Origin of the sequence: Kutzneria viridogrisea DSM 43870, from assembly GCF_000525635.1 — a bacterium.
Classification (GTDB): Bacteria; Actinomycetota; Actinomycetes; order Mycobacteriales; family Pseudonocardiaceae; genus Kutzneria; species Kutzneria viridogrisea.
The window spans coordinates 8,190,773-8,205,678 of the sequence record NZ_CP007155.1 but is presented as its reverse complement, the minus strand read 5'-3'; the positions used below and the strand labels follow the sequence as shown (position 1 = coordinate 8,205,678).

Here is a 14,906-nt window from a genome sequence, read left to right as displayed (position 1 = left end):
GTATACGATAGACATTATGGCGGAGATCGCGGTGTCCCGTATCGAACGAGCTGTTGACGTGATCGACCCGGTGTTCCTGCGCAGCCCGCTGGTCAGTGACGACCAGCTCTCCGCCGCGCTGGGGCGCGAGGTGCTGGTCAAGGTCGAGACGGTGAACCCGATCCGCTCGTTCAAGGGACGCGGCGCCGACTACTTCGTCAGCGGGTTGGCGGCCGGGCAGCGCGTGGTGTGCGCCTCCGCGGGCAACTTCGGTCAGGCGATGGCTTACGCCGGTCGGCGCCGCAGTGTGCAGGTACGGGTGTACACGGCACTGAGTGCCAACCCGGCGAAGGTCGCCAGGATGCAGACCTTGGGCGCTGAGATCGTGCAGGTCGGCGCGGACTTCGACGTGGCCAAGGATGCCGCGCGCGAGCTGTCCCGGCAGGATCCGAGCTGGGTCTTCGTCGAGGACGGCCACGAACCGGCCGTCGCGGAGGGGGCGGGCACGATCGGGCTCGAACTGCTGGCGGCCACGGACCTGGACGCTGTTGTCCTGCCGGTGGGCAACGGGGCGCTGATCACGGGCGTCGGCCGGTTGCTCAAGGAGCGCTCCCCGTCGACCAAGGTCGTGGGGGTGTGTGCCAGGGGTGCCGTGGCGATGCTGGAGGCGTGGCGCACCGGCCGCGTCGAGCCCACAACGAGTGTCGACACGATCGCGGACGGCATCGCGGTCCGGGTACCTGTGCCCAACGCGGTGCGGTGGATGCGCGAGGTCGTCGACGAGGTGGTCGCCGTACCCGATTCAGCTCTGGTCGACGCGATGCGGTTGGCAGCCGACACGCTCGGGTTGGTGCTCGAACCTTCGGGGGCGGCCGGGCTGGCCGCGATCGCCGAGCACGACTTGCCGGCGGGACGGATCGCGACCGTCCTCACCGGCAGCAACGTGAGTCCAGGTCTGGTGCGCTTGGCGGCCTAACGCGGTGCGGTGCGCGTGATGACCTCGACGGCACGGTCCAGGTCGGACTCGGTGAGGTCTGCGCGTGCGGTCAACCGGAGCCGGGAGATCTGGTCCGGGGTCGACGGCGGGCGGAAGCAGCCCACCAGGACCCCTTCCTTGCGGCAGTCGCTCGACCACGCGACGGCCGCGTCCGGCGAGGGTGCGCGGACGGACACGACGGCGGCGGTCGGCTCGCTGGCGGTGAGCCCGGCGGCACGCAGTCGGTTGGCCAGTTCGAGGGCGTTGTTCCTGGCACGTTCCGGGAGGCTCGGTTCCTCCTTGATGACACGCAGTGCTGTCAAGGCCGCGGCGGCACTGCCGGGCGCCAGACCCGTGTCGAAGATGAAGCTCCGCGCGGTGTCCACCAGGTGCTTGATGACCCGTCGAGGTCCGAGGATCGCGCCGCCCTGGGCGCCGAGCGACTTCGACAGCGTGATGGTGGTGACGACGTTGGGCGCCCCGGCCAGCCCGGCCTCGTGCACCGCACCGCGGCCGCCCTCGCCCACGACGCCGAGTCCGTGGGCGTCGTCGACGACCAAGGCGGCGCCGTGTTTGCCGCAGGCTTCGGCGTAGGCGGCGAGCGGGGCGAGATCGCCGTCGACGGAGAACACCGAGTCGGTGACGACCAGCGCGCGCTGCTTCTTGCGAGTCGCGAGCGCGTGCCGCACCGCCTCGGGATCGCAGTGCGCCACGACGGCGACGTCGGCCTTGGACAACCGGGTGCCGTCGATGAGCGAGGCGTGGATCAGTTGGTCGGCCACGATCGCGGTGCCGGGTCCGGTGAGTGCGGCCACGGCGGCGAGGTTGGCCATGTACCCGGAGGAGAACACCAGCGCGGCCTGCGCACCGCAGAACGAGGCGAGCTCCAGCTCGAGTTCGGTGTGCAGTTCGGTGGAGCCGGTGACCAGGCGCGAGCCGGTGGAACCCGCTCCCCACCTCAACGACGCAGCCGCGGCAGCCCCGGCCACGCGCTTGTCCCGGGTCAGGCCGAGGTAGTCGTTGCTGGCCAGGTCGAGCGCGTCGGAGCCGGCCGGTCGCGGGCGCACCTGGCGGGTGAGTCCGGCGCGGCCCCGGGCTTGTGCCCGTACGTCGATCCAGTCGAAGACCTGCTCGGGGGATTCCGCCTGGACAGCTGTTCCACTCGGTAGCGTGCTGGAGGTCACGCCGCCCAGTCTCGCATCGCTACTAACGTCACCCTGGTGCCGGTCACCGAAGGACTGAGAGCTGCGACAACGGTCGCGGGGCTCGACCTGTTCGCGCCCGAGTTCGTCGCCGATCCGCACCCGGTGCTGCGTGCGTTGCGCGAGGACAGTCCGGTTCACCACGACGCGCGGACCGGGCTCTGGTTGGTGAGCCGGTACGCGGACGTCCGGGCCGCGCTGCTGGACACCGAGTCGTTCCACCCCGACAACGCGCTCACCGCGATCACCCCGCTCTCCGGCGAGGCCAAGCGGGTGCTGGCCAGGGCCAGGTTCGGGTTGCCCCCCACGCTGGCCAACAACGGCACGGACTCGCACGCCGGTCTGCGCAGGTTGGTCGGGCAGTACTTCACGCAGGCCCGGGTCGAGGCCGCGGTGCCCTTGGTGCGCGAGCTGGTGGCGGACCGGCTCAGGCAGGTGAGCGGACGGTGCGACCTGGCATTGCACATTGCATACGATGTGCCAGCTCTGGTGCTGCTGCACATGCTCGGCGTCGGCCAGGTGGACATGCCCGTGTTCAAGGCGTGGTGCCACTCCTCGCTGGAGCTGTTCTGGGGCAATCCCGACCATGACCGCCAACTGCGGATCGCGGCCGACGCGGGCGCCTTCCACCAGTGGCTCGGTGATCGGTTGGCCGTCGCGGGCGAGGGTGAGGACCTGTTCTCGGCACTGGTCAGGCACCGGGCGCCTGGTGACCGCCCGCTCACCAGGAAGGAAGCGGTGGCGGTCTGCTACTTCCTGCTGATCGCGGGCCAGGAGACGACGACTCAGCTCCTGGCGACGATGCTGCGCCGCGCGGCGGGTGAGCCGCAGTTGTGGCGGCGGATGCACGAGGGCGAGCCGGGACTGGTGGAGCACTTCGTCGAGGAGGTGCTCAGGCGCGAGCCGCCCGTGGTGACCTGGCGCCGGATCACCAGCAAGCCCGTGACACTCGGTGCCACCGAACTGCCAGCGGGTGCGCACGTGCTGCTGATGCTGGCCGGTACGGGGTCCGATCCCGAGGTCGTAGACGAGCCTGAGAGCTTCTGCCCGGGCAGGGCGCAGGCGCGGCGCCACCTCGCGTTCGGGTACGGCCGCCACTTCTGCCTCGGGGCGGGCCTGGCGCGGATGGAGGCCGCCGAGGTGTTGCGTGCCGTGACGGCTCGACTGCCCGAGGTGGAGCTACTCGACGAGGAGCCGCCCATGTTGGGGCTGCTGTCGTTCCGCGCACCGCTTGAGGTGCGGGTCAGGGCCTGAAGCCGTCCCCAATTAGGTGAAAGTTATTCACAACTGTCTTGCCTCCGTGGGGTGGTGCTGACCACACTGGCTCGCTGGTATCGCCTCAGCGTGGAGGAATCCGATGACCCATGGGGTGGGCGCGCGCCGCGCGCTGGTCTCCGCAGTCCTCGCCGTCGTCTCACTGCTCTCGATGGGTGTTGGCACCGCTTCGGCGGCAGCACCACCTCGCTACGACCACTACGTGGCACTGGGTGACTCGTACACCTCGGGGCCGTTCATCCCGTGGATGCGGCTCAGCCCGATCGGCTGCGCGCGGTCGACCAACAACTACCCGTCCTGGGTGGCCTCCCGCCTGGGCATCGGGGACTTCACCGACGTCAGCTGTGGTGGGGCGGACACCACCAACATGACCAAGTCGCAGAGCGTGCCGCTGTTCGGCACCAACTCGCCGCAGTTCGCCGCGTTGAACAAGGACACCGACCTGGTGACGATCGGCATCGGCGGCAACGACTACGGCGTGTTCGGCAGCGTGGTGAACACCTGCCCCACCCTGCGTGACTCCGACCCGGTGGGCGCACCCTGCCAGCGCCACTTCACCGTCAACGGGGTGGACACCCTGCTGGCCAGCATCGCCAAGACCGAGCAGAACATCACCGAGGTGGTCAGGCAGACCCGCAAGCTCGCGCCGAAGGCGAAGGTTCTTCTCATCGGCTACCCGCGCATCGTGCCGCCGACCGGCTACTGCCCGGACATCCTGCCCATGGCCGACGGCGACTACCGCTACCTCGACTCGATCGAGCGCGCGCTGAACACGGCGGTGGCCAACGCGGCCAAGGCTGGTGGCGGGACGTACGTCGACACCTACGGGCCCTCGCTGGGGCACGACGCCTGTGCGGGCGACGGCGCCGCGTGGGTCCAGGGCAAGTCGTTCAACCTGTTCGCGGCCTTCCCGTACCACCCGCTCAAGGCGGGCATGGTGGCCGAGGCCGCGATCATCGCCGACCTGCTCACCGGTCAGCAGCCGAGCAGGGCACGCGCGGAGCAGGCGGTGCGCGCGGCGGCGGGGCAGCGCCAGCCGCAGGTCAACGATGTGAACACGCTCACGCAGCTGGCCAGGTCGCTCGGCCAGGGCTGAGCGCTCCAGCGCACGTGCAGGGGGCGTACCCGGTGTTCGGCGCCGGGTACGCCCCCTGCGCACGCTTGGTCGGTGCGCCTGCCGGATGCGACGATGCCGCCTGATCAGACAGCGAGGTGCGTGCGAGGAACCCGGTGCGAGTCCGGGACGGTCCCGCCACTGTGACCGGGTTACCCACCCGGGAGTCAGGAACTCGGCCCCTCGGCCCCCGACCTGGGCGTGGACACCCGAGGAAGGAACCCAGTGCGCATCACCGGCGACCAATCGACCGCCGCGGAGGTGGGGGCATGACGGCCCGCTTCCCGTTCTCCGCAGTGGTCGGGCACGAGGACCTGCGGCTCGCGCTGCTGCTCAACGCCGTGCACCCCGCGATCGGCGGTGTGCTGGTCCGAGGTGAGAAGGGCACCGCGAAGTCGACGATCGTGCGCGCGCTCGCGGCGCTGCTGCCGGAGCTGGAGGTCGTCGCGGACTGCCGCTTCGCCTGCGACCCGGCCGCACAGGACCCGGCCTGTCCGGACGCACCCCACGGGGTTGCGACGCGGCGCAGGCCCGCGAGCCTGGTGGAGTTGCCGGTCGGCGCGACCGAGGACCGGCTCGTCGGTTCGCTGGACCTGGAGCGCGCGCTCACCGAGGGCGTGCGCGCCTACCAGCCGGGCCTGCTCGCGGCGGCGCACCGTGGAGTGCTCTACGTGGACGAGGTCAACCTGCTGCACGACCACCTGGTGGACCTCCTGCTCGACGCCGCCGCCATGGGACGCGCCCACGTGGAACGTGAAGGCGTCTCCGTTTCGCACGCTGCCTCCTTCCTGCTCGTCGGCACGATGAACCCCGAGGAGGGCGAGCTCCGGCCGCAGCTGCTCGACCGCTTCGGGCTGACCGTGCAGGTCGCGGCAGCCCGGGACGTGTCGACCAGAACCGAGGTGATCCGCCGCAGGCTGGCCTACGAGGCCGACCAGGACGGGTTCGCGGCGAACTGGGCGGACGCCGACGCCGAGCTGGCCGTACGCATCGAGAAGGCGCGCGCCGCGCTGGCCGGGGTCACGCTGCCGGACACGGAACTGCGCCGCATCGCCGCGATCTGTGCCGCCTTCGAGGTGGACGGGATGCGCGCCGACCTGGTCGTCGCGCGCACAGCGGTGGCCAACGCGGCGTGGCGCGGCGGGGACACGGTGACCGAGCAGGACGTGGAGGTCGCGGTCCGGCTCGCGTTGCCGCACCGGCGCCGACGTGACCCGTTCGACGAGCCGGGGATCGAGGAGGAGCAGCTCCAGGAGGCGATGCAGCAGGCCGCGGAGCAGCTCGAGCCGGACCCGGAGGACGGACCCGACGACGACGGGGACGGCGGCGGCAGCCCACCGCCGGAGCGCGAGGAGCAGGGCGAGGGCGAGCAGCCCACCCAGCAGCCGCAACAGGGCAAGGCGCCGAGCGAGCAGCCGCCCGCCGCACCGGCACCGGGCTTCAAGGCGCGGCTGCTCCAGGTACCGGGAGTCGGTGAGGGCGCACCGGGTCGGCGCTCGCGGTCGAGGTCCAACAGCGGGCGAGTCGTGCGCTCCTCGACGGTGGACGGCTCGGGTCTGCACCTGGTTGGCACCGTGGCGGCGGCAGCACCGCACCAGATCGCGCGCGGGCGGACCGGCCCCGGTTTGGCCATCCGCGGTGAGGACGTGCGCCTGGCGGTCCGCGAGGGCAAGGAGGGCAACCTCGTGCTGTTCGCGGTCGACGCGTCCGGCTCGATGGCGGCCAGGCAGCGCATGTCGGCGGTGAGCGGAGCGGTGCTCTCCCTGCTGCGTGACGCCTACCAGCGCCGCGACAAGGTCGGTGTCGTGACCTTCCGCGGCGCGTCGGCGGAAGTGGCGCTGCCGCCGACCTCTTCGGTGGACGCGGCGGTGGCCCGTCTGCGCAGGCTCCGCACGGGCGGGCGGACCCCGCTGGCAGACGGCTTGCTGCGAGCGCGCAAGGTGCTCGAGGTGGAACGGCTGCGTGACCCGCGGCGCCGTCCACTGCTCGTGGTGGTGACCGACGGCAGGGCGACGGCCGCGGCCCCAGGGCACGACCCGGTGCACGACGCGATGCGTGCGGCGGCGCTGCTGGCCGCCGACGGGGTGGCGGCAGTGGTCGTGGACTGCGAGCAGGGCCCGGTCCGGCTGGGGCTGGCCAACCGGTTGGCGACCGCGCTGGGCGGGGTCGGCCTGCGGCTGGAGGAGTTGTCCGCCGACCAGGTGGCGGGTGTGGTTCGAGCGACGAGGGCGGCCTGAGGTGCCACAGGGACAACCGAACGTCGTGCCCGAGGACGGCATGACGACCAGGCAGCGCCGCAACCGGCCGCTGCTGGTGGTGCACACCGGTGAGATGAAGGGCAAGTCGACCGCCGCGTTCGGACTGGCACTGCGCGGCTGGAACCAGGGCTGGTCGGTCGGCGTATTCCAGTTCGTGAAGTCGGCGAAGTGGAAGGTCGGCGAGGAGGCCGCGTTCCGGGCGCTCGGCCGGGTGCACGAGCAGACCGGTGAGGGCGGCCCGGTGGAGTGGCACAAGATGGGCGAGGGCTGGTCCTGGGCTCGCAAGCAGGGCAGCGAGCAGGACCACGCCGCCGCCGCGCTGGAGGGCTGGCGGGAGATCGCCCGCCGCATCGCCGACCAGCGGCACGGCATCTACGTGCTCGACGAGTTCACCTACCCGATGCACTGGGGCTGGGTGGACGTGGACGAGGTGGTGTCGGTGCTGGCGGCTCGCGAGGGCTTCCAGCACGTGGTGATCACCGGCCGCAACGCCCCGCAGGCGCTGGTCGACGCCGCCGACCTGGTGGTGCAGATGACCAAGGTCAAGCACCCGATGGACGCCGGGCAGAAGGGCCAGCGGGGGATCGAGTGGTGAACCGGCTCGTGGTGGCCGCACCCGCCTCGGGCAGCGGCAAGACCACGGTCGCCACCGGGCTCATGCGCGCGTTGCGGCGCAGGGGAACGGCGGTCGCCCCGTTCAAGGTCGGCCCGGACTACATCGATCCGGGCTACCACTGCCTGGCGACGGGCAAGCCCGGCCGCAACCTCGACCCGGTGCTGGTGGGCGCCGAGCGGATCGTGCCGCTGTTCGCGCACGGTGCGCTCGGCGCGGACCTCGCCGTGGTCGAAGGCGTGATGGGCCTGTTCGACGGACGGCTCGGCACTGACGGCGAGGGCTCGACCGCACAGGTCGCCGCCCAGCTCGGTGCGCCGGTGCTGCTCGTAGTCGACGCTCGGGGTCAGGGCCGCAGCCTCGCCGCGCTGCTGCACGGGTTCCGCAGCTACGACCCGGCGGTCCGGCTTGCCGGAGTGGTGCTCAACCAGGTCGGTTCGCCGCGGCACGAGGAGGTGCTGCGCGCGGCGTGCGATGAGGTCGGGCTGGAGGTGTTCGGTGTGCTGCACCGAGAAACCGGCTTGGCCGTGCCCTCGCGGCACCTCGGGCTGGTGACCGCCGCCGAGCACGGGGCCGAGGCGGAGGCCGCGGTCGAGCAGATGGCCGAGGCCGTGGCACGGGGTGTTGACCTGGACGCCGTGCTGCGCCTGGCCGCGAGCGCGCCGCCGATCGCGGTGCCGCCCTGGGACCCGGCCGAGGAGGTGGCGCCGGTCGCGGGCGAGCCGGTGGTCGCGGTGGCGGGCGGTTCGGCGTTCACCTTCGGCTATGCCGAACACGCCGAGCTGCTCACTGCGGCGGGTGCGCGTGTTGTCGTCGTGGATCCGTTGCGGGATGAGGAACTGCCGCCGGGGACGCGCGGGCTCGTGCTGCCAGGTGGCTTTCCCGAACAGCACGCGGAACAGTTGTCGGCCAACGCTGGACTGCGCAAGGCGGTTGGCGAGTTCGCCAGGGCGGGCCGACCGGTGCACGCCGAGTGCGGCGGATTGCTCTATCTGGTCGAGGAGTTGGACGGACTGCCCATGTGCGGCGCGCTGCCCGCGACCGGTTCGATGACCGGACGGCTCACCCTGGGCTACCGGGACGCGCTAGCCCCGGTCGAGTCTTCTTTGTACCTGATCGGGGATCGGGTGACGGGGCACGAGTTCCACCGCACGGTGGTCACGCCCGCGCACAGCGCCGATCCGGCGTGGCGCTGGCGCGGCGCGGACGGTGCTGTGGCCGAGGGATTTGTCATCGGCGGTGTGCACGCCTCCTACCTGCACACACACCCGGCGGGCAGCCCGGCCGCCGTGCGCCGATTCGTGGAGAGGTGCGGGACATGAGACTGGTCGGGATCGGTGTCGGGCCGGGCGACCCGGAACTGCTGACCCTGGCGGGCCTGCGCGAGCTGACCGGGGCGAGCCGGATCTTCGTGCCGGTGATGTCCGAGGAGGAGCAGGGGCACGCCGAGGTGATCATTCGGCATCACCTGCCCGGGGACGCCCCGGTGCGACGCCTGGTGTTCGCGCTCAACCACGACGTGCGCGGCCCGCAGCGGCACCGCAGGCAGCGCTGGGACGAGGCCGCCGCCGAGGTCGTCGCGCACCTGCGCGAACACGGTGGCACCGCGGCCTTCGCCACGATCGGCGACCCGATGATCTACTCCACCTTCACCTACCTCGCGGCCACGGTGCGCGAGCTGCTGCCCGAGGTGGAAGTGGCCACGGTGCCCGGGATCACCGCGATGCAGGCCGCCGCGAGCGCCGCCGGACTGCACCTGGTGGAGGGCACGGAGTCACTCACCGTGGTCCCGGTGACCCGAGAGGTGACCGGGCTGCGGGCGGCACTGCGGGGTGGCGGTACGGTCGTCGCCTACAAGGGCGGTCGACGGCTCGACGAGCTGCGTGCCGAGATCGAGGCCGCCGGAGCGCTGGACCGCTCGGTGTACACCGAGCACCTCGGCACCCCTCGGGCACGGGTCCTCCCACTGTCCGAAGTGGAGCCAGGGGCGGACGGTGCGCCGTACTTGTCCACCGTGGTGATACTCCCGCCTCGACGCGGGAGAGGGGAGCAGTTGTGAGCGAGCTTGCGAGCTCACCAGTGAAGACCGGCCTGGTCTCCTTCGTCGGCGCGGGACCCGGCGCTGCTGACCTGATCACGCTGCGCGGCGCCCGCCGCATCGCCGCGGCCGACGTCGTCGTCTGGGCGCCCAGCGTGGTCGACGCCGAGTGCGTCCGCGAGCACGCCCGTGCCGATGCCGAACTCGTTGACTGCTCAAGGGTTTCCGGCGAGGAGATCGTGGAGCTCTACCGGCGGGCGGCCCGTGACCGGCTCCGCGTGGTACGGCTGTGCTCGGGCGACCCGGTGCTGTGGGGCGCCGTGCGTGAGCAGGTCGAGTCCTGTCGGCGGATCGGCGTGGACGCCGAGGTCGTGCCCGGCGTGTCCCCGGTGTCGGCCGCCGCGTCCGCGGTGGGTCGCGAGCTGACCGACACCGACCAGTCGCTGATCCTGACCAGGGTGGATGCCACCGCCCTGCCCAACGCCACGCAGATCCGCCAGTTCGCGGCGCACGGCGCGACGCTGGGCGTGTTCGTGGCCGCCGCCCGCACCGGCCAGCTCGTCGAGGAGCTGGCCGAGGGCGGTTACGGCGAGGACACGCCGGTTGTGGTGTCCTACAAGGCGACCTGGCCGGACGAGCTGTTGATCAACACCACCCTCGGTGAGCTGGAGTCGGTGGTCAAGCAGCGCAAGTTGTGGCGCCACACGCTGTTCCTGGTCGGCAGGGCGATGAGCTCGAACGGCAAGCCCCGCTACCGCAGGCTGGAGGCGGCCGAGCCGATCGCCGAGGCCGAGTCGGTGGACGTGCCCACCGCCCGCACCCCGAAGCGCTCGGCCTGGTCGGCCCGTGCCGGGCGGACCAGCCGCATCGCGGCGGCCCGCGCCGAGCAGGACGGCGAGGGTCAGCCCGCCTCGCAAGCCGCATGGCGGGCCGTGCACGGCTGGCAGGCCTCGGCCCGTTCGGCGCCCCGTTCCAGCAGCACCACGACGAGGACCCGCAAGCTCGACGTCGACCAGCAGCCGCTGGACATCGAGTCGGCACCGGTCGAGAAGGCCGTCGAGCCCGCACGGCCCGTGGTGTCCGCCGCTGCCATCGCGACCCCGGTGCGCGCGTCCGCGACCGTGCCCGAGCCGGTCGAGACCGAGCCGACTGAGACCAAGCCCGCGCCGACCGAGACCAAGCCCGCGCCGCGCGCCGCCGCGGCGAGGAAGAAGCCCGCGGCCAAGCAGAGCGGCGCGAAGCAACCCGCCAAGCCGCGTGCCACCCAGGCGCGCGGCACTCGCAAGAACGGGTGATCACATGACCATCACCGTGGTCGGGGTCGACGGCAGTACGCTCCCACCGGGTGGGGCGGAACTGCTGGAGAAGGCGACGCTGGTGGTCGGTGCCCGACGGCACTTGGCGGCGCACGCCACCAACGGGGCCACCACCCTCGAACTGGGTGCGTTGGACGCCGCGTTGGCCGCGTTGGCCGCGCACACCCCCGAGCACGGGCAGGCCGTGGTGCTGGCCTCCGGCGACCCCGGCTACTTCGGTGTGCTCAGGGCGTTGCGGGACAAGGGGATCCGGCCCCAGGTGCTGCCCGCGCCGTCCAGCGTGCAACGGCTGGCCGCCTCGCTGGGCAGGCCTTGGGACGACCTCACCGTGGTCAGCGCGCACGGCAGGGGACTGCGCCAGGCGCTCAACGTGTGCCGCGCGCGCCCGGCCGTCGCGGTGCTGACCGCGCCCGGTGCGGGGCCTGCCGAACTCGGTGCGGGGCTGGCCGGGTGGCGCAGGACCTTCATCGTGGCCGAGGACCTCGGCGGTGACGAGGCAGTGTCCACTGTGGACGCTTCGGTTGCCGCGAGCAGGACGTGGCGCGAACCGAACGTGGTGCTGTGCCTGGCCGAACCGGAGACCGTGCCGGAACGGGGCTGGCTGGCCGGTGGCGAGGTCATGCCAGAGGGTGGCAGCTGGGCCCTGTCCGAGGACGCGTTCGCGCACCGGGACGGCATGGTGACCAAGGCCGAGGTGCGGGCCGTGGCCCTGGCGAGGTTGGCGCCGCGACCGGGAACCCTGGTGTGGGACGTGGGCGCCGGGTCCGGCGCGGTCGCGGTGGAGTGCGCCCGGTTCGGGGCCGCGGCCATCGCCATCGAGCGCGATCCCGTGCAGTGCGTGCGGATCATCGCCAACGCCACCACGCACGGGGTGGACGTCCGCATCGTGGAGGCGGAGTTCCTGGCCGCGATCACCGGACTGCCCCAGCCCGACTCGATCTTCGTCGGCGGCGGCGGAACCCAGGTGGTGCGCGCCGCGACAACCGTTGGCGCACAACGGGTTGTCGTCTCGCTGGCGGCACTGGACCGGATCGCCCCCGCCCGCGACGCGCTGCGCGAGGCCGGGTACGCGGTGGAGGGCGTGCAGCTCTCGGCGGCGCGGATCTCCGAACTGCCCGACGGGGCCAGCAGGCTCGCCGCGGTCAACCCGGTGACGTTGCTCTGGGGCGTCAAGTCGTGATCGGGATCTTCGCCGTGGACGCCGAGCTGCGCAAGGCCGCCGTGGACCTGGGCGCCCGGCTCGGGCCGGAGACGGTGATCGGGGACGGCCCGATCGGCCAGGCCCTGCAACGCCTGTGGGGACGGCTTGGCGCCGTCGTGCTGTTCATGCCCACCGGGGCCGCGGTCCGGGTGATCGCGCCACTGCTGGGCAGCGCCGAGTCGACCCCGGCGATCGTGTGCGTGAACGAGTTCGTGGTGGTGCTCGCGGGCGGGAGTTCGGGCGGTGGCAACGCCTTGGCCGACCGCATCGCAGAGGTGCTCGACCGCACCGCCGTGCCCTCGGTCGGCCACGACACCACCGGCGACACCGCCCTGGAGCGATTGGTGGCCGGGCTGGAGGCCTCCGTGGACGGAGACCTGGCCGGGTGCGCCGCGGCGCTGCTGGAGGGCGAGCCGATCCGGCTGCTCAACCCGCTGGAGCTCCCGCTCGGGCCGCTGCCGGACAACCTGGGGCCGACGCAGGTCGCGCGCTGGACGGTGCAGATCGACGACCGGGTCGGCGACCAGGGCGTCGGCGAGGTCCTGCGGGTCGTGCCGAGGACGCTGGTGGTCGGGCTGGGCGCTTCTCGCGGGGTGAGCGGGGACGAGGTGTCCTCGGCGCTGTCCAAGCTGGAGTGGGACTTCGGGCTGGACCTGCGCGCCGTGCGGGCCTTCGCCAGCATCGACCTCAAGGCCGAGGAACGCGGTGTGTTGCAGGCGATCGACGACTGGAGCTTCTGGCACGGCGACGGCGGTGCCGGTGAGGCCCCACCTCGGCTGCTGACCTACCCGGCGGCCACCCTGGCGCAGGTCCCGGTGCCCAACCCCAGCGATGTCGTGCTGGCCGAGACGGGCACGCCGAGCGTGGCGGAGGCCGCCGCACTGCACGCGGCCACCCTGCTCGCGGGCGGGCAGCGCGTGGAGCTCGTCGTACCCAAGATCAAGGGCGAGAACGTGACCGTTGCGGCAGCACGGATCCGTCCTTAACCGCAAGGGTTTTGCTACTGCGTAAGCCCTGCATTAGTCCACAGTGGACTGTTCTGGGGTAGTTTTGCCGCATGGGAACCGGACACGGCCACGGACACGTCGTGGACGCGCACCTCGCCAGCAGCCGCAGCGGCATGCGCGCGCTGTGGGGTTCGTTCGCGGTGCTGATCCTCACCTCGCTCGTGCAGGGCCTCGTCGTGCTCAGCAGCGGTTCGGTCGCGCTGCTCTCCGACACCCTGCACAACCTCGCCGACGCGTTCTCCGCACTGCCACTGGCGGTCGCCTTCACGCTGGGGCGCAGGGTGGCGACCAGGCGGTTCACCTATGGCTTCGGCCGTGCCGAGGACCTGGCGGGGCTGGCGGTCCTCGCGCTGATCGCCGTGTCCGCCGTGCTGGCGGTCACCGAGTCGGTGCAGCGGCTCGTGCAGCCGCAGGCCGTGACGCAACTGCCCGTGGTCGCGGCCGCCGCCGTGCTCGGGTTCGTGGGCAACGAGGCCGTCGCGCGCTGGCGGATCCGGGTCGGTCGGCGCATCGGCTCCGCGGCGCTGGTCGCCGACGGCATGCACGCCCGCGTGGACGGGTTCACCTCGCTGGCCGTGCTGGTCGCCGCTGGTGGCTCCGCGCTGGGCTGGGGCTGGGTGGACCCGCTCGTGGGGCTCGGCGTCGCCGTGCTGATCGTCCTGGTGCTGGTCGGCGCCGGGCGGGAGGTGCTGGCCCGGTTGATGGACGCCGCCGACCCGACCGTGGTGGACCTGGCCGAGCGCCTGGCCGGTGAGGTGCCGGGCGTGCTCGCGGTGGAGGACGTGCGGCTGCGCTGGTCCGGGCACGGGCAGTTGGCCGAGCTGACCGTGGTCGTGGACCGCGAACTGAGTCTGGTCGACGCGCACTGCGTCGCGCACGAGGTGGAGCACCACCTGTTGCACGGCGTGCACCGGCTCGTCCGCGCGCACGTGCACCCACATCCGGGAGTGCGCGCCGACGAGGAGTTGGTCGCGCACCAACGGGTGAACTGACTGCGGGTCGTGCCGCTGGTGTGCGGGCCGGTGCATCGCAGCAGGTAGAACCGGTGCGTGCACCCGTGGACGGCTCGTTGGCTCACCGGCGCCGTGGCGGTCCCCGCGGTGCTCGCTGTGGTTGGCGTCGCGGCCCAAGGCGCGGGCATCGAGGAGCAGGTGCTCGCCACGACCCGGGGTGTGCTGGCCAGCGGCGGCCAAGCCGGGGCCACCGCCGTCGTCAGCGGACGTGACGTCACGTTGAGTGGTGTGCCGTACGAGCGGATCGCCGACACGGTGAAGGCCGTCGGCGCTGTGGACCGGGTCGGCTCGGTGGTGGCCCGCGAGCCGAGGCTGAGCCCGCTCAAGATCGACGTGACGGACCAGCACGTCGTGGTGACCGGCACGACCCAGCAGGAGGCGTGGCGCCAGCGCTTCGTGCGGGCCGTCGCCGAGTACTCGCACGGCCGTGAGCTGGTCGACCACACCTCGACCGCGCAGGGCGCCGACTTCGCCATGACGACCACGGCCGCCGCCGCGCTGGTGTCGGTGCTGACCGTGCAGCCGGGGGTCGAGGTCAGCGTGTCGGCCGCCGAGGGGCGTGTGCAGTTGGACGGCGTGATGCCCGACGACGCCCGCCGAGCCAACACCGTCGACCTGCTCACTCGGCTGTTCGGTGCCGGGGTGGTCGTCGACAAGACCCACGTGCAGGGGAGTCCCCGATGATGTGGCTGTTCACCCAGGTGTTCCTGTTGTGCCTGGTGTCCTTCCTGGCCGGATCCGCGCTTACTGCGGTCGCGCTGCTCGTGCCGGTGCGGCGGGCGAGGTCGGCGGCCCAGGAACGTGAGGAATCTTCTGTTCCGAAGGTGCCGGTGGTGGTCGGTCCCGATGGGGTCGAGGTGGAACCCACCAAGTCGGCGGACACCAAGCCCGAGCCGGTTGAAGCCTGAGGAGTT

At 72.2% G+C, this 14,906-nt stretch carries 14 protein-coding genes and 1 riboswitch; of the genes, 13 read left to right on the top strand and 1 reads right to left on the bottom strand.

The annotated features are described in order from the left end of the window. Positions 1–16: 16 nt before the first annotated feature. Complete coding sequence (locus tag KALB_RS35560) at positions 17–955, top strand: threonine ammonia-lyase (protein ID WP_030107847.1); 939 nt, start codon at positions 17–19, stop codon at positions 953–955. Here KALB_RS35560 and KALB_RS35555 read toward each other — a convergent pair. Beyond that, entirely contained in the window at positions 952–2,139 is a 1,188-nt protein-coding gene (locus tag KALB_RS35555; RefSeq protein WP_042221143.1) for an 8-amino-7-oxononanoate synthase, read from the bottom strand. The two genes, KALB_RS35560 and KALB_RS35555, sit on opposite strands and share 4 nt — an antisense overlap. Before the next feature lie 36 nt (positions 2,140–2,175). On the opposite strand from KALB_RS35555, the gene KALB_RS49635 reads away from it, so the two are divergent. The 12 genes from KALB_RS49635 to KALB_RS35495 all read left to right on the top strand — a co-directional run bounded on the left by KALB_RS49635 (position 2,176) and on the right by KALB_RS35495 (position 14,900). Further along, positions 2,176–3,411: a cytochrome P450 gene (locus KALB_RS49635; protein WP_025360441.1), complete on the top strand. Its 1,236-nt coding sequence runs from the start codon at positions 2,176–2,178 to the stop codon at positions 3,409–3,411. Between the two features lie 103 nt (positions 3,412–3,514). Next, the gene (locus KALB_RS35545; protein WP_081789687.1) at positions 3,515–4,528 is read left to right on the top strand and encodes an SGNH/GDSL hydrolase family protein; all 1,014 of its coding nucleotides are present in this window, start codon (positions 3,515–3,517) and stop codon (positions 4,526–4,528) included. A gap of 124 nt (positions 4,529–4,652) precedes the next feature. After that, positions 4,653–4,723, top strand: a riboswitch (cobalamin riboswitch). Between the two features lie 92 nt (positions 4,724–4,815). After that, positions 4,816–6,783, top strand: coding sequence for a putative cobaltochelatase (locus KALB_RS35540; RefSeq protein WP_025360439.1), 1,968 nt, complete (start codon positions 4,816–4,818; stop codon positions 6,781–6,783). A gap of 1 nt (position 6,784) precedes the next feature. Beyond that, positions 6,785–7,399, top strand: coding sequence for a cob(I)yrinic acid a,c-diamide adenosyltransferase (gene cobO, locus KALB_RS35535; protein ID WP_025360438.1), 615 nt, complete (start codon positions 6,785–6,787; stop codon positions 7,397–7,399). Then, on the top strand, positions 7,396–8,739 hold the full coding sequence (locus KALB_RS35530; RefSeq protein WP_420811813.1) for a cobyrinic acid a,c-diamide synthase CobB: 1,344 nt from the start codon (positions 7,396–7,398) through the stop codon (positions 8,737–8,739). Before cobO ends, KALB_RS35530 begins: the two co-directional genes overlap by 4 nt. Beyond that, the gene (gene cobI, locus KALB_RS35525) at positions 8,736–9,476 is read left to right on the top strand and encodes a precorrin-2 C(20)-methyltransferase (protein WP_025360436.1); all 741 of its coding nucleotides are present in this window, start codon (positions 8,736–8,738) and stop codon (positions 9,474–9,476) included. The genes KALB_RS35530 and cobI overlap by 4 nt, the downstream gene beginning before the upstream one ends. Next, positions 9,473–10,750 carry a cobalt-precorrin-4/precorrin-4 C(11)-methyltransferase gene (locus KALB_RS35520; RefSeq protein ID WP_236650091.1) on the top strand — a complete coding sequence of 426 codons (1,278 nt, stop codon included), beginning with the start codon at positions 9,473–9,475 and terminating at the stop codon, positions 10,748–10,750. Before cobI ends, KALB_RS35520 begins: the two co-directional genes overlap by 4 nt. 4 nt (positions 10,751–10,754) lie before the next feature. After that, entirely contained in the window at positions 10,755–11,951 is a 1,197-nt protein-coding gene (gene cbiE, locus KALB_RS35515) for a precorrin-6y C5,15-methyltransferase (decarboxylating) subunit CbiE (protein WP_025360434.1), read from the top strand. Beyond that, the gene (locus KALB_RS35510) at positions 11,948–12,958 is read left to right on the top strand and encodes a cobalamin biosynthesis protein (protein WP_025360433.1); all 1,011 of its coding nucleotides are present in this window, start codon (positions 11,948–11,950) and stop codon (positions 12,956–12,958) included. The genes cbiE and KALB_RS35510 overlap by 4 nt, the downstream gene beginning before the upstream one ends. 71 nt (positions 12,959–13,029) lie before the next feature. Further along, positions 13,030–13,971 (top strand): cation diffusion facilitator family transporter, encoded by a 942-nt coding sequence (locus KALB_RS35505; protein ID WP_025360432.1) that lies wholly within the window; start codon positions 13,030–13,032, stop codon positions 13,969–13,971. 57 nt (positions 13,972–14,028) lie between these two features. Further along, positions 14,029–14,676 carry a hypothetical protein gene (locus KALB_RS35500; protein ID WP_148309782.1) on the top strand — a complete coding sequence of 216 codons (648 nt, stop codon included), beginning with the start codon at positions 14,029–14,031 and terminating at the stop codon, positions 14,674–14,676. Next, entirely contained in the window at positions 14,673–14,900 is a 228-nt protein-coding gene (locus tag KALB_RS35495; RefSeq protein WP_025360430.1) for a hypothetical protein, read from the top strand. The genes KALB_RS35500 and KALB_RS35495 overlap by 4 nt, the downstream gene beginning before the upstream one ends. The last annotated feature ends 6 nt before the right edge of the window (positions 14,901–14,906 follow it).